At 34.7% G+C, this 12,462-nt stretch carries 12 protein-coding genes; 5 read left to right on the top strand and 7 right to left on the bottom strand.

The annotated features are described in order from the left end of the window. Positions 1-10 precede the first annotated feature (10 nt). The 4 genes from ACW0JX_RS02495 to ACW0JX_RS02480 form a co-directional block, all read right to left on the bottom strand. Positions 11-874 (bottom strand): DNA-3-methyladenine glycosylase family protein, encoded by an 864-nt coding sequence (locus ACW0JX_RS02495; protein WP_459245321.1) that lies wholly within the window; start codon positions 872-874, stop codon positions 11-13. Between the two features lie 59 nt (positions 875-933). Continuing rightward, positions 934-1,716 (bottom strand): delta-lactam-biosynthetic de-N-acetylase, encoded by a 783-nt coding sequence (pdaA, locus tag ACW0JX_RS02490; protein ID WP_000875959.1) that lies wholly within the window; start codon positions 1,714-1,716, stop codon positions 934-936. Between the two features lie 125 nt (positions 1,717-1,841). Continuing rightward, entirely contained in the window at positions 1,842-3,362 is a 1,521-nt protein-coding gene (gene fumA / locus ACW0JX_RS02485; RefSeq protein ID WP_459245320.1) for a class I fumarate hydratase, read from the bottom strand. A gap of 206 nt (positions 3,363-3,568) precedes the next feature. Next, complete coding sequence (locus ACW0JX_RS02480) at positions 3,569-3,751, bottom strand: SE1561 family protein (RefSeq protein ID WP_000513558.1); 183 nt, start codon at positions 3,749-3,751, stop codon at positions 3,569-3,571. A gap of 213 nt (positions 3,752-3,964) precedes the next feature. Between ACW0JX_RS02480 and yfkAB the strand changes: the two genes are divergently transcribed. Then, positions 3,965-5,092, top strand: coding sequence for a radical SAM/CxCxxxxC motif protein YfkAB (gene yfkAB, locus ACW0JX_RS02475; RefSeq protein WP_000156022.1), 1,128 nt, complete (start codon positions 3,965-3,967; stop codon positions 5,090-5,092). 36 nt (positions 5,093-5,128) lie between these two features. Here the strand turns inward: yfkAB and ACW0JX_RS02470 are convergent, their stop codons facing one another. Together ACW0JX_RS02470 and cax are read right to left on the bottom strand one after the other, a co-directional pair. Continuing rightward, a complete protein-coding gene (locus ACW0JX_RS02470) occupies positions 5,129-5,926 on the bottom strand; it encodes a YfkD famly protein (protein WP_002083605.1) in 798 nt (265 codons plus the stop codon). Positions 5,927-6,007: 81 nt separating this feature from the next. Beyond that, positions 6,008-7,063 carry a calcium/proton exchanger gene (gene cax, locus ACW0JX_RS02465; RefSeq protein ID WP_000482133.1) on the bottom strand — a complete coding sequence of 352 codons (1,056 nt, stop codon included), beginning with the start codon at positions 7,061-7,063 and terminating at the stop codon, positions 6,008-6,010. Positions 7,064-7,239: 176 nt separating this feature from the next. Here cax and ACW0JX_RS02460 point away from each other — a divergent pair, with 176 nt between their 5' ends. The 3 genes from ACW0JX_RS02460 (at position 7,240) to ACW0JX_RS02450 (ending at position 8,595) form a co-directional block, all read left to right on the top strand. Further along, positions 7,240-7,656: a pyridoxamine 5'-phosphate oxidase family protein gene (locus ACW0JX_RS02460; RefSeq protein ID WP_016083647.1), complete on the top strand. Its 417-nt coding sequence runs from the start codon at positions 7,240-7,242 to the stop codon at positions 7,654-7,656. 154 nt (positions 7,657-7,810) lie between these two features. After that, positions 7,811-7,957: a BH0509 family protein gene (locus tag ACW0JX_RS02455; RefSeq protein WP_000817786.1), complete on the top strand. Its 147-nt coding sequence runs from the start codon at positions 7,811-7,813 to the stop codon at positions 7,955-7,957. Positions 7,958-8,166: 209 nt separating this feature from the next. Then, the gene (locus tag ACW0JX_RS02450) at positions 8,167-8,595 is read left to right on the top strand and encodes an EamA family transporter (RefSeq protein WP_000100295.1); all 429 of its coding nucleotides are present in this window, start codon (positions 8,167-8,169) and stop codon (positions 8,593-8,595) included. Between the two features lie 11 nt (positions 8,596-8,606). Here ACW0JX_RS02450 and ACW0JX_RS02445 read toward each other — a convergent pair whose 3' ends face one another. Beyond that, entirely contained in the window at positions 8,607-9,200 is a 594-nt protein-coding gene (locus ACW0JX_RS02445; RefSeq protein WP_000434876.1) for a DedA family protein, read from the bottom strand. Between the two features lie 475 nt (positions 9,201-9,675). Between ACW0JX_RS02445 and ACW0JX_RS02440 the strand changes: the two genes are divergently transcribed. After that, positions 9,676-12,438, top strand: a complete 2,763-nt coding sequence (locus ACW0JX_RS02440) for a tetratricopeptide repeat protein (protein ID WP_098126322.1) — start codon at positions 9,676-9,678, stop codon at positions 12,436-12,438. Positions 12,439-12,462 lie beyond the last annotated feature (24 nt).

The following is a 12,462-nucleotide window of genomic DNA, read 5'->3' as shown; positions in this document are numbered from 1 at the left end:
TATTACACCTCTACTCTATACTTTTCCATAAATATAACGCTGCATAACTGCAGTATGGTTCACACTCTTGTTTCACTTTTTCTAAAAATACATCATCAGGTTTATCATCTAATTGAAATATACCTTGCACTGCACGCTGAATCCCAATGTCCGCTTTCGGGAACATATTTTTCCGTCCAAGCCCAAACATTAAAAAGTTTTGCACTGTCCATGCACCAATTCCCCTAATTGGCAACAATTGTGCTGAAACTTCTTCTTCCGTCTCATTTTCTATACTCGCTAAATTTAATGTACCACTGACAATACTTCGACCTAATCCTACTATATATTCAGCCTTTCGCTGACTAAACTTCTGCTCTCTCAATTCTTCTATTGAAATATTTGCTACTATTTCCGGAGTGGGGAAAAAGAATACACCGTTCTTCTCTATTCCATACCGTTTCACAAATTGTTCTGTTAACACAGTAGCAAATTTCAAATTTATTTGTTGGTGAATGATACAGCGAAGAAGACAAGCAAAATAATCAAATTCTAAAATAATTGGAGTATAAGCATATGTTTCAAATAGTGGACGTAATGATGTGTTTAAAAAATGATTTTGTATATCTTGAAACGGTTCATTCCAATGAAAAATGGCCCTCATTCGTTTCATAACTTTCTCCGGATTTCCTGTCTGACTAGAAATCCAAAACTGTGGATTTTGAACAGTACCAATCCCTTGCAAGCGAACAATAACCTGTTCCTCGTCTATACAAAGCGGGATATAAATGACTTTCTCATCTAATTGAATGACGTTAAGAGGATCAAAAGATAAACGTTTTAATACTTCTTCAAAATGATACGGATACTCTAACGTAACATGTTCGCTCCACATACGTTTCCCCATCCTTTTTACACATCATTATAGCATGAGAAAACCGTAAGCATACATGCTTACGGTTGATTGCTTTTTACTAAGTCATCTAGACTTTTAAAATGATACCCTTTCTCGCGCAAATCATCAATGATTTTCGCAAGTGCTTCTGCATTATCTTTTGATATTGCATGAAGTAATAAAATAGATCCTGGGTGAATCATCGTCATAACATTATTATGCGCATATTGCCATCCTCTTTGCTGATCCACTTTCCAATCCAAAAATGCAAGTGACCAAAATACATTATAGTAGCCCATTTCTTTCGTAAGAGCTAACGTTCTTTCACTAAATACGCCGCGCGGAGGACGTACATATTTCACTTCTTTTTGCCCAGTTACTTTTTTAATTTCTTCCGTTACACTCGTCAATTCTTCACGAAGCTTCTCATCATTTACCGCTGTAAAATCAGGATGACTCCAAGAATGATTTCCAATAATGTGTCCTTCATTCTTCATTCTTAACAATAAATCTTTTTGTGTTTTAATGTAATGCCCCGTTACAAAAAAAGTTGCTGGTACTTTTTTCTCTTTTAATACATCTAAGATTTTCCCTGTGTATCCATTCTCATATCCATTATCAAATGTTAAATAAATATCTTTTTTCTTCGTATCTCCTAAATAAAACCCGCCATTTTTTTGCAGTAAATCCGTATATAACTTTCCTGCATCTGGTACTGTTTCATTTTTAGGACGCGGGATTCCCCAGTTATGTGGAGTATTTGTATAAGCCAATGCCGAAACTGGAACAAGTGCCATCATAATTGAAAAAATGAGACCGATATATAACCATTTATATTTCATAAATAGTCTCCTTTCCATATATAATCGTACCTGTAGTTTCTGTTTCCTTACTTACTTTCATGCTGTGCATGTTTTTCTATATATACCAAAAAATGCATCTCGAAAGATTCGAGATGCATTTTTGTTTATTTAAATACCGGCTCTTTAAAGCTCGCTAATTTTTCAAGTGATGTTTTATCAACATCTGCATGTAAACTATTACCATGAGAGTCCATCGTTACAACTGCTTTAAAACCTTCAATGCGTAAATGCCACATTGCTTCTGGAATACCAAATTGTAAGAAATCAACATCTTTCACTTCTTTAATACATTCAGCATAATATTGCGCCGCACCGCCAATTGCGTTTAAGTACACGCCGCCGTGTTCTTCTAAAGCCGCTAATGTTTTCGCACCCATACCGCCTTTTCCAATAACAGCGCGAATACCAAATTTCTTCATAATATCGCCTTGGTACGGTTCTTCACGAATACTTGTCGTTGGACCCGCCGCTTTAATTTGCCAATTGTCATTGTCATCTTTCACAACAACTGGACCACAGTGGTAAATAATTTGTCCATTTAAATCTACTGGACAATCATTATCCATTAAATGCTTATGGATTGCGTCACGACCTGTATACATCATGCCATTAATTGTTACAACATCACCAACGCGAAGTCCACGAATTTGCTCTTCTGTAATTGGTGCTTGTAATACAATCTCACGTTGCTCTGTTTTTTCTTGTGCTTCATGCTGAAGTGTATCTTCACCCTCTTGATATAACCAATCCATAATTTCACCTGTTTCAGGATGGATTGTTACACCTAGGCGGCGATATGCCCAGCAATTATACGCCACAGATACGTAGAAGCTAGCCGGCAGGCGGTTATACACGCCAATTTTACAGCCCAGTAAAGTTGTTTCTCCACCAAATCCCATTGTACCAATGCCAAGCTTATTCGCATTTTCTAATACGTACTCTTCAAGTTGTTGTAACTCTGGTACTGGATTGACATCATCTAATGTACGGAATAATTGATTTTTTGCTAATTCATAACCTGATGTGCGGTCTCCCCCGATACCAACACCAATTACACCAGCACTACATCCTTGACCTTGTGCCTGGTATACTGCATGAAGAAGGCATTTACGAATTCCTTCTAAATCACGGCCAGCTCGTCCAAGTCCTTCTAGTTCACACGGTAAGCTATATTGAATATTTTTATTCTCACAGCCACCACCTTTTAGGATTAAACGTGCATCAATATAATCTTTTTCCCATTGTTCAAACTTAATAACCGGTGTACCTGGTCCTAAATTATTTCCACTATTGTCTCCAAAAAGAGAGTCAACAGAATTTGGACGAAGTTTACCATCTTTTGTCGCCCGCTCAAGCGCATTATAGATAGCTTCCTTCAACTTTAATTGATTCACACCAACTGGTGTATAAATTTTAAACGTTGGCATCCCTGTATCTTGGCAAATCGGTGAGATGTTATCATCAGCCATTTTAATATTATTTGTAATTGTGCCAAGTGCCATCGCAGAACGAGTCCCTGCATTTTCTCGCTCTTTCGCTTGTTGAATCGCATGACGAACATCTTTCGGTAAGTTCGTTGACGTTTCAACAATTAGTTGATACATGCTTTCTTGAAGCTTTTCCATTGTTACTTCCCCCTCAATTGTGAACGCTACCAAAACGTTATGAGCTGAAAATTCCATTGTTATGCTCTTTAGCTTTTTATTTGTTTCACGCTATTAAAGCATAAATGAAATTTTTCACAACTTGATTATACCTCTTTTTCTATCGTCCTTCTATTATCCGCACAGAAAAAGGCTACCAAATTGGAATTGGCAGCCTTTTTAATATATTATTCGTCTTTTTTAAATTGCTCACATTTTAATTCTAATTCATCTAACATTGCAAGAAGACGATCTACATCTTCTAATTCTACTTCTTCAGGTTCAATTGTATCAATTACTTCAATGAACATATTTAAACGCTCTTTTAAATATACTAATTGTGTATCTTTATCTTGAATTGCTTTTCCCATGAAGGCACTCTCCTTTTAATTCGAGTTGCTTTTATTATACCGCAAAAATGATTGCTATGGGCATGAAATTTCATCAATTTTGTCACAGTCATCCACTATAATGTAAGCCCTCTCTCTTTTCACGCTAAAAAGTTTCACTTTATAAAAAGCACATATTCTTCTATTATAGAGAATGGACAAATTGTTATTTCAATAGTCAAAGGAGTATTTCATATGACGATATCACAAAAAATGAAGCCGATTACTCCTTCTTACGATCCATGGGAAGCGTATATGGACCTTGAAGAGTACGGCAAACTACTATTAACAAATGTTGAATTTACAACGACGACGTTATGCAATATGCGCTGTGAGCATTGCGCTGTTGGTTACACGTTACAGCCGAAAGACCCAAATCCGCTTCCGATGGATCTTTTATTAAAACGATTAGATGAGATTCCTCATTTACGTTCTTTAAGTATTACTGGCGGAGAACCTATGCTTTCAAAAAAATCCGTCGACAACTATGTAACACCACTCTTAAAATACGCCCATGAACGAGGCGTTCGCACTCAAATCAACTCTAACTTAACTATAGATTTAGCACGTTACGAACAAATTATTCCTTATTTAGACGTGTTGCATATCTCTCATAACTGGGGAACAATTGATGACTTCGTTGAAGGCGGATTTGCAATGATGGAGCGTAAACCTACTTACGAACAACGTGCAAAATTATTCGAAAGAATGATTACAAATAGTAAGGCTCTATCAGATGCAGGTGTACTTGTATCGGCCGAAACAATGTTAAACAAAAGAACTCTACCACATATTGAACATATTCACCGTCAAATCGTCGAAGAGATGGGCTGTAAACGTCATGAAGTTCACCCAATGTATCCAAGTGACTTCGCGAGTAATCTAGAGATTTTAACAAAAGCTGAAATTCGTGATGCTATTGAGCATTTACTAGAAATTCGTGATGAAAATGTATGGATGTTATTTGGAACGTTACCTTTCTATGCTTGTAGCGATGACGAGCGAGACATTGCCACATTTAAAAAATTACAAGAGAGCAAAAATGTCACTGTTCGTAATGATCCAGATGGCCGTTCTCGTTTAAATGTAAATATTTTCGATGGAAATATTATTGTGACGGACTTTGGTGATGTTCCACTTCTAGGAAACATACAAACAAACACATTACAAGAAGCATATGACAAATGGAGTGCTTCAAAAACAGCAAAATCATTAAGCTGTCACTGTCCTGCAGTAAAATGTCTTGGACCAAATGTTCTTGTAAAAAACAGCTACTATCCGACAGAAGATTTCTTATCAAAAACAGCAAACATTACATTATAAAAAAAACGTCAGCTTATAAGCTGACGTTTTTTTATGTTATTGCGAGTGGGAAGAAGAAATGAATTTAAAAAATAAATGATCATGAATTGGAATCGCCGCTCCAATTCCTTGAGAAGTAATATTTTTCACAACAAGTCTTTTTTGATTTCCCTTTAATACAAGATACACTTCTCCAAATGTTACTTTTCCCTTTTCATTTACTGCTGGTGTATAAGCGTATAAATATCCGAGTTGACTCGGACTAATATTATACACACGCTCATGTCCAGTACCATAACCAATAGTTGTTTTAAACGAAAGGGGCAATTGTACTTTTTCAAGCGCTTTGAGAAGCATCATTTTTTTCACATCTGCAGCATCTTTCATATCTGCTGTTAAATCGCCTTCAACCGTCTTTTGTGTTTCTTGCTTATAGCGAAGTGGATATAAACGGTCTCCTCCGCGATTATCATACACATTTCGATTCACTTGTTTATATTCCCAATTAATCGATGTGTCTACTGATTCATAATGTAAAGCCCATTGACCTAAATAAATTTTTGCCCGGTACCCTACTGCAAGCGGCGCATTTGAAATTGTCGTTTCATTAAACATCCGAATTAAGTCTGGATTTTCAATTTTAATATTAGCTGTTTTCAATAGTTCTTGAGCAAACTTACTTGGCTGTAAACGTGGCAAATCTTGCGCATCATTTGGAAATGTATTGTCTTTTGAAATATTTAAAACAGATGAAGGCATTTTTGTTCCTACTGTTGTCTTTGCAAAACTCATGTTAGGAAATAATAAAATAAACGAGACCATAGTTGAAAGACATATGCTGTATACTCGTTTCACCTGTCTGGCTCCTTCCTATGTAAAGGTATATATACTACTTTGTTTATTGTTTTCTCTGAGCACAATTGTTATGCCTATTTTTCATAATAAATAAAAACCAATTCCCATAATGACATACGCCGCTAGTAAAGTGCCGCCTTCAAACCAGTTTGTATCTCCATCATTTGAAATCGCAATCGTTAAGAAAACAGCTGTAATCATAGATACAAGTTCTGGTATGGTAAATACTAAAGGCATCCTCTGCGCGAAGAACATAGATAGCAATACTAGTACAGGAGCAACAAACATGGCGATTTGTAATGTAGAACCTATTGCAATTTCGACTGCAATATTTACTTTATTTTTATAAGCCATAATAATTGCAGATGCATGTTCCGCTGCATTTCCAACAATTGCAACGATAATAACCCCTATAAATAATTCTGACCAACCAAATGATTTTGCAACAGTTTCAAAAGTATGCACGAGCGCCTCTGACACATAAGCTACTGCCAGTGTTGCTATCGCTAAAATAAGGAGTGCTTTCCCTTTCGACCACTCTGGCTCTTCTTCATGCGCTACTTCGTCACTTTTATGTTGATATACACCACGGTGCGTAACTAACTTAAATAGTAATGCAGCAAGGTACATGATAATCATAATAATAGAAACACCTATACTTAATTGATACGTCTTGCCAGCGTCCATCTTCATTGAAAAGATCTCTGGAATAACAAAGGCTACGACAACAGCAAATATTAATAAAGCTGAATTATGCCTTGCATCGTAAACGTTAAAGCTTTGCCTTTTATATTTAAGTCCACCTACAAAGAAGGATAGTCCTCCTACTAATAATAAATTTCCAAGTACAGAACCCGTTAAAGAAGCTAACACCACTTCAATTAACCCTGCTTGAAGTGCAAAAATTGAAATGATAAGTTCAACAGCATTACCGAAAGTAGCATTTAATAATCCGCCTATTCTAGGACCAGATACAATTGCTAAACTCTCTGTTGCTCTCCCCATAAAACCAGCTAACGCGATAATCGTAATACAATACACAGCGAACATAATTGTTTCTGGCCAATGAAGTGTTTTTCCAAGTACAGATAGTGGTACACCTATAAGTGCTACTATAAGAAATATTTTATTAAACATGCTTTGCACCCTTCCATCGTATGTATTTCTCCTCAATATTATTATTATTCTTCTCCTAACTTGTCCGATTTCATCACAATTACGTTTAAAAAATCATCTTGATGAAAAGAGTATGAAAGATACTTCATTCTTATTTTGACGAAGAAAACTACAAAGTATGAAAAGAGGCTAAAAGCATGCATTTAAAAGAAAAAATTGAAACTATTATATGCGGTCAACGAACTGGTGTATTATCTACTGTACGTGAAAATAAACCTCATAGTGCCTTTATGATGTTTTTCCACGAAGATTTTGTGTTATATATTGCAACAGATCGGAAATCAAAAAAGATAACAGATATTGAAAACAATCCTAATGTCCATGTATTACTCGGACGAGAAGGAAAAAAATTAGATGAAGATTATATTGAAGTTGAAGGGTTAGCTTCAATCGAGGAAGACTCAACATTAAAAAACAAGTTTTGGAATAATAGCTTAAAACGTTGGTTACTCGGTCCTGAAGACCCTAATTACGTATTGATAAAAATTAATCCCGACACAATTTATTACATCGATGGTGCCGGTACGACGGAGCCTGAGTTTTTACGACTATAAAATAAAACAAGCCCCCCTTAGGTGGGCTTGTTTTGTCGAAAAGTTCTTTTGAAAAAAACAATAAAATAGGTGGAACTTTCTAAAGATTCTGTTATATAATAGCAGTAACTTAAATAAACTGTATTAAAACAGATTGAGAGGAGAAATAAAATTGATGAAGAGAGAAGAACGCAAAAACATGATTGAGTTTATTGAAAAGAAAAAAGGGATTGAGCGTGACGAATTACTGTTTATGACAGACGATGAAGTAGAACATATTTATAATGTAACGTACTTTTTATATGAGGAAATTGCAGAGTAGTATAATAATCCCCACCTTATTAAAAATATAAGGTGGGGATTATTTCGTTATTTAGCCCACTATTTGCGGGCAGTCAAACTCCCACCTTAAAATTCAGGTGGAACAAGAAGTTAAGTTGAAGTCGTGCTTCCTATAAACCTCAATTGCTTCAACTTTATACATGAGAATCATTTTCATGTATAATACTGTAAGATTGGAGGGATTTTACTATGAGTTCGTGGCTCTTGTTTGCACTATTATCAGCAATTGCTGCTGCCCTTGTATCGATTTTTGGAAAGTTTGGTTTAGACGGAATCGATGCAAACGTTGCAACAACAATTCGATCTATTATTATGGCATTATTTATGATAGGCGTTATTATCATACAAGGTAAATTTCAAAATATCGGCGACGTACTGCTAAATAAAAAAGCACTGCTATTTATCACATTAAGTGGGATTGCAGGTGCTTCGTCATGGCTATTTTATTTTCTTGCCCTCAAAACAGGAAAGGTTTCACAAGTAGCTCCTGTCGATAAATTAAGCGTCGTATTTTCTATCATTCTCGCTATGATTATACTCGGTGAAAAGTTAAACTTTATGACCGGCGTTGGTGTAGTCTTTATTACAGCTGGTGTATTATTTATTGCTTTCAGCTAAAAAAACCGCTATTAGCGGTTTTTCTTTTTCTTTATATAAAACCATACAACACATGTAACAACTGCTGAAATTAATAAAATCCATATTCCATAATGATGTAAACTATACTCAACGAAGCGCCACTTCTCGCCTAACTTCCAGCCAAGCCCAATAAAAACACTTATCCAAATGAGCGCACCACCGTAAGCGTACAAACAAAAACGCCAAAGTGTCAAATTTGATACCCCAGCAAAATATGCTGTTAAATGACGTACTCCCGGTATAAAATAACCAATCATTAAAAGAAATGGCCCATATTTTTCAAATAAAATATGTGTTTTTTCAATGTGATGTTCTTTAATTCTAATTTTCGGCCCATATTTCTTTAAAACAGGGAGCCCAAGTTTTAAACCTAATATGTAGCTTAACGTGATCCCTAACATCGCACCAGCCATCCCACTTAAAAAAGCAGCAGTTCCTGACATAACTCCTTTTGAAACATTATAACCAACAAAGGTCAATAAAAACTCGTCTGGTATCGGTAATCCGACAATCCCACCAGCCAAAGCTATAACAATTCCAAAATAGCCATAATGCGCGATTAACTCGCCAATATGTTGTTCCATTCGGAAGACACATCCTATGCACGATCGTTATTCCACATTGTACCCTTTCTATCTTTAAGGCAAACATGGTATACATATTCACTATACATTGTTTTTATAATGAACTCTACTTCTATTCTTTCCTTTAACAGAGATAAAGTGAAACTTTAATCAGTGGGAGTTTTGTAATTATTAACCTATACCAATCTTGCTTCTACAGACATCCCGACTCCCACATAACTCACTTACATTCACTAATTTTGAGATTAGATTCTTACTGCCTGCAAATGTCCTGATAAAAAATAAAAATTCATATGCGTGTTTTTTTGTTACAATAAAGGAAAGTTACTTTTCGCAACGGTTTAACTCTCAAGAAAAATGATATATCTAGCAAAAACATAGTTTGGTCTATATAATCCAACTTCTACCTATTAAAAGAACATGAACCCTTTTACATACAACATCATTTTTCTAAATTATACAGGGGGGAACGAACATGACCATTGAAAATCAATTTATTCAAAAAGTTTACTATAAAACATTTTTAACAGAAGAAACTTCTACTCCTGCATCGGAAGTACTCGGTGAAGCATATATAAATGAATCTAAAAATGAATTCTCCAACATTTCTAATATTCGATTTGCTCAAGGTGAATTTTATTATCAAAATAAAGATTTTGAAGCAGCTATATTTAAATGGGAAAAAGTTAATAATACTCTTGCACTTTGGGCAACAAAAAATATTGCAGATGCTTATTTTGAACTAGGATTCCTACCAAAGGCAGAAGAAATTTATCAATCTATTCAAACAGAAGATACAACTCTTACGATGGAAGTTTCATTACAACTTCTTTCTCTTTATATCGAACAAGATCGTTTAGGACTTGCTTTTAAGACGATTAGTGAAGCTGTTGCATTCCAACCGGATTACCCAAACATTACTGCAATTGCACGTTCTTTCTATGAAAAACAAGAAGATTGGAACAACGCTATCGAACTAGCTGTTCAAGAAGGTATTCGAACACAATCTTTACACTGGTTTGATACATTAATAAATTACATAAACAAAGGATTTACTAAAAATATTAAGCCTGAATATTTCTATGAGTCTTTAAAAGCTCTATATGCTGTTGATCAAGCTCAATTTAAAGAACTTGTTATTGCTCTTTGGAATAGCTACCAACATGAATCCTTATACCTTCCTTGGATTCAAAGTATTAATCATTTATTCTTGCATATTGAAACAGACAATAATGACGATTGGAATGAAATTTCTACTCGCTATCAAGAAACATACTTTGCATTAATTACCGGAAATCATTTTATGCATGAATTAAACGGACTTGTACCAAATCTATTAACAAATTGGTTCAGTTTAACGAAAGCAAAAGATTCTCTAGTTGTCTCTGCAGCAGTATTAGCATGGAATGAAGTCTCACCTACAACCTTAGAATCATTACTCGTAAAAAGTGCTGGATCCTTACTTTCTAATACATCAGCTGAAGCAGATGTAAATATGGAAATAGTTTCTCATTTATTCGAAACAATCGCTGTATGGGCTGAGAAAAATGATGTAGATTTAAGTCATCAATTTACGCTACTCGTCCATGAACTATGTGATTTAAATGTCACACCACTACTAATAGCTGGAACTAGTGACCATGATAAAACATCATTTGTTAATTCAATATTAGGAGAGAACATCTTAACTGAAACTTTAACAACTCCTATTCTATTTAAAGACGCTAGTCAAACTGAAATAACAGAATTTACCGAGTTAGATATCAGAAATATCTCTAACCTTGATGAATTCCATCAAATAGCGGCTACATCTGCTCAGTCAGAACTTGAGAAAAAATGTATAGAAATTAAGCTACCAAGTAGATTTTTAAGAAAAAATAAGTTTACATTTCTTATTACACCATCCATTCAAGGACAATTGGATAAAAACAATGCATACTTTGAATACTTACAAGCAGCAGATAGCCTTGTTTACGTATTAAATTCTTCTTCACCATTGCATAGTGAAGAAATTGATACGTTAATTTATTTACGTGAACAAGTACCAAACTTACAAATTCACTTCGTATTACACACAAATAATACGACTACTAATGAAAAACTAATTAGTAAACTTAAAGTACATTTTCCAGATGCACAATTCTTCCCATACTCTCCTTCGCAAGAGAGTAGTCAGCAACTTGGAGATGTAACAGAATCTATTCTCTCTAATCTTGCAAAACGTGATATAGAAAAAGAACGTATAGAAAAGCTAATATGGTTTACGCAAAAGACAATTGCTTATCTCATAAATGAACGTGTGGAATTAGAAAATACATTAGTAAAATCCGTACGCTGGAATAAACACATCTCAGTGAAACTTACTGGATTTATTAATAACCTTACTGCTCTTGAAAAAGATAAAATTCGCTCTATTACCGAATCCTATCTTTTAACGAAAGAAGAAATTACACGAGATATACATTCTCAAATTCCTGAATTATTACAGAGCTGCTCTGATCTTGTTCAAGAAGATAGTGATTTCAAACTAGTTCATGAAGAATTAAATGCTGCAATGAATGAACGAGTTCAAAAGCATGTACAACAGGTACTTCTTCCTAAATTTACTGGGTCTATTCAAGAATGGATTGAAACAGCACATAATGAATTTATTCAAGCTCAAGCTTATTTAGATGAAATGAGTGAAACGTTTAATAAATTATATAAAGAAGAACGTATGAAACTTCCTTGCGATTTCAAATTATTAGATGATTGGAATCGAGATGTTGCACGAATGACAAATCGAATTACAGTAACGAACATCAATATTTTATTACGCTTTACACCGACACAGTTTTTCTTAAAAAGTGCCGGAAAATTATTTGGTAATATGCAAAAAAACCAATCTATGCTCGCCAACAAATATAAACAATATATTGAAACAGAAGACTATACAGAAATTGCTCACACAATTTCAAAACAATTCTTCCTACAATTTGAAGTATTTGAAGGTGCATTAGAACGTGATATCATGATGTTCTTTAAAGATCCACTTAACATATTGAAACAAAATGTAGATGCAGCTCAACTTGAGATAAAGGAAGACGAGCAAACATTAGCAACGCTAAGAAGCAATCCAGAAACATATCATGATCCTTTGGCGTTATTTAAACTCCAATTGCTACAACATAAATTCGTTTTAAGTACTACAAAGAAACATGAAGATATGTTTGTATCTAACGAATCTCCTACTGTTTAACAAAAAAACCAAGCAAACTAAAAT

This window comes from Bacillus sp. C-3-6, assembly GCF_054509685.1.
This window is presented reverse-complemented; position numbering and strand designations above follow the sequence as displayed.

Excerpts from the sequence above, each read along its gene's own strand:
- ACW0JX_RS02460 (WP_016083647.1), top strand. The coding sequence starts at position 7,240 with ATGCATTTAAAAGAAAAAATTGAAACTATTATATGCGGTCAACGAACT.
- yfkAB (WP_000156022.1), top strand. The coding sequence starts at position 3,965 with ATGACGATATCACAAAAAATGAAGCCGATTACTCCTTCTTACGATCCA.
- pdaA (WP_000875959.1), bottom strand. The coding sequence starts at position 1,716 with ATGAAATATAAATGGTTATATATCGGTCTCATTTTTTCAATTATGATG.
- ACW0JX_RS02480 (WP_000513558.1), bottom strand. The coding sequence starts at position 3,751 with ATGGGAAAAGCAATTCAAGATAAAGATACACAATTAGTATATTTAAAA.
- ACW0JX_RS02445 (WP_000434876.1), bottom strand. The coding sequence starts at position 9,200 with ATGGAACAACATATTGGCGAGTTAATCGCGCATTATGGCTATTTTGGA.
- ACW0JX_RS02450 (WP_000100295.1), top strand. The coding sequence starts at position 8,167 with ATGAGTTCGTGGCTCTTGTTTGCACTATTATCAGCAATTGCTGCTGCC.
- ACW0JX_RS02455 (WP_000817786.1), top strand. The coding sequence starts at position 7,811 with ATGAAGAGAGAAGAACGCAAAAACATGATTGAGTTTATTGAAAAGAAA.
- ACW0JX_RS02440 (WP_098126322.1), top strand. The coding sequence starts at position 9,676 with ATGACCATTGAAAATCAATTTATTCAAAAAGTTTACTATAAAACATTT.
- ACW0JX_RS02495 (WP_459245321.1), bottom strand. The coding sequence starts at position 874 with ATGTGGAGCGAACATGTTACGTTAGAGTATCCGTATCATTTTGAAGAA.
- cax (WP_000482133.1), bottom strand. The coding sequence starts at position 7,063 with ATGTTTAATAAAATATTTCTTATAGTAGCACTTATAGGTGTACCACTA.
- fumA (WP_459245320.1), bottom strand. The coding sequence starts at position 3,362 with ATGGAAAAGCTTCAAGAAAGCATGTATCAACTAATTGTTGAAACGTCA.